The organism is Armatimonas sp. (genome assembly GCF_043760365.1).
Taxonomy (GTDB): domain Bacteria; phylum Armatimonadota; class Armatimonadia; order Armatimonadales; family Armatimonadaceae; genus Armatimonas.
Genome location: NZ_JAYUPA010000106.1, coordinates 1 through 2,302, shown reverse-complemented (window position 1 = coordinate 2,302; position 2,302 = coordinate 1). Strand labels below are relative to the sequence as shown.

The window sequence follows — 2,302 nt, the reverse complement described above, 5'->3', positions numbered from 1 at the left end:
GGCTGGGGAGCCTGCGCGTCATGGATCCTCGCACGGGGCAGACACTGTTCTGGACGGATTATGTCGCGGCGCTCTTGGACGCGGTTTACACGGCAGATTGCAAGACGATCTATCTGGTGGCGTGGAACCCGCAGTACGACCGCGCGGAGCTGCGGCGGCTGGATCTGGAGACGAACACCCTCTCCGGGCCGCTGTTCCTAAAGCCCGGCTTCACTGTGCGCGCCTCGCTCGCACTCAGCCCCGATGGAGCGTCGCTGTACTGCCTGGGCCGCCTGCTCGATGCGAAATCAGGACGGGAGCGTGCGCGTCTTTCAGATCTTGACGAAGAGGCGAGAGCGGCGTTTAACGACCAAAACCAGCTTGTGACTCAAGTTAAAACGGGGGGATTTGCGACCTACGACGCGCAGAGCGGTGCCCGTCTCTCCCAGACCCCTCCTTTCAGGGATGACCGGTGGAAGGGGGAGTCTCTGAGCCAGATGCGTTATCCCCTTCCCGTCTTTGTGGACGGTGGGAAAGCCGCGCTGATCCCTGTGGAGATCAGGAGCGTTTCCGATACCCGAGCAACAGTGGTGCGCCGCGAGGTGAGTACGGGGCGTCTGTCGCACGTCTGGGAGCCTTTATTTACAGCGGGCCTCAGTGATATTATCGTCTCGCCCGGCGACGCGCGAGCGCTGGTCTTCGATTCCAGCAAAGACGAGTGGAGCCTGTGGAACGCGAGCAGCGGGCAGCGCCAGCAAGTGCTCAGCAAGCTCGATGGGGTGGGCGTTCGCGAGGGGGGGCAGGTCGCCCCCACGCTCCTACCCGACGGTAAGCATCTGCTGACGGCACAGAACGATGGCAGTCTTCGTGTACGCGACCTGAGCGGCAAGACCCGCCTCAGCTTTCTGATGCTGGAGGGCGGCGACTGGCTGGCCTACACCCCCGAGGGCGCGTTCGACGGCTCGCAAGGGGCGATTGAGAAAGTCTATTTCTCCAATGGCACCAAGACCTACAGCCTGGATCAGTTCGCCGAGCGTTTCTATCGTCCGGGCCTGGTGCAGCTCGTTCTCGCCGGAAAGGAAGGGGTAAACCCGCTCTCGCCCGAGGCCGCACTCGCCCAGGGTGCACCGCCTCAAGTGCAGCTCATTGCCCCGCCAACCGGTACAACCAGTGCTGCCGAAGTGACGATTACCGTCAAAGCGACCGAGCAGAACGGCGGTGGGGTTCGTGCCCTGCGCCTCTACCACAACGGGCGGCTCGTCGGGGGCGACAGCAGCCTTTCGGGAGCCGGAACCGTGCAGAATGCGCGAACAAGCACCTTTACCATCGCGCTGGAGCCCGGCGAGAATCGGCTTCGCGCGGTGGCCTACTCGCGCACGAATCTGGAGAGTCAACCCGCCGAGGTGCGCCTGGTGAGTACGGCAACGGCAATGGCAAAGCCGGTGCTTCGGGTGCTGAGCGTGGGCATCAATAAGTACGAAGACCCCGCCATGAACCTGGAGTACGCCCGCCCGGACGCCGAGGCTTTTGGGCAGTTCTTTGAAGGCCAAAAAAACCTCTTTTCGGGAGTCAAAGTGACTTCGCTGCTCGATGAGAAAGCCACGAGGCAGAGTATCGAAGCCGCGTTGAAAAACCTAGCAACCGAGTCGAAGCCTAGCGATATCGTGGTGATCTATCTAGCAGGGCACGGCGAGACCGCCGCCGCAAAACCCGCCGATGATGAGGTGGAAAACGCCGCTCAAAGCTTCTACTTCCTGCCCGCCGAGATGCGTTTTATGCGCGATAAAAACAACGTTCGAAAGTATGGGATCAGTGGCGACCAGCTCGATGCACTGATCTCGCAGATCGGTGCGCGGCGGATCTTGATTGTCTACGATGCCTGTAAGTCCGGTGCGGCGCTTAATGGCACCTCGACGGGCGGGGCGCAGGAGCAGCGGCAGCTTGCACTACTCGCACGGGCGCAGGGGCTGTATATCCTCACGGCCTCCACCAGCCAGCAGTACGCCAGCGAGGTGAAAGCGCTGGGGCATGGCATCCTGACCTACGCCATGCTGGAGGGACTACGGGGGAAAGCCGCCCCGAGCGAGAGCCTCGTCAAAGTGGTTTCCCTGCTCGCCTACGCCGAGCAGCGCGTGCCCGCACTGGCAAAAGAGCTACGTAACCGGGATCAGCGCCCCGTTCGCTATGGACGCGGTGTTAACTTCCCGCTGGCGAATAAGTAGTATTTTGTTTGTTTGCTTTGTAACGCTGTCGTAACGGAAGCTTGCTAGACTGGGTGGCATGATGCAACAAAACTCTAAGAAACTCGCGCTGGGCTACCTGA

At 61.4% G+C, this 2,302-nt stretch carries 1 protein-coding gene; it reads left to right on the top strand.

Annotated features, from left to right (window positions below):
• A partial coding sequence (locus tag ACH2EH_RS02870) for a caspase family protein (protein WP_395138759.1) occupies window positions 1-2,201 on the top strand: 2,201 nt, incomplete at its 5' end.
• Window positions 2,202-2,302: the final 101 nt, after the last annotated feature.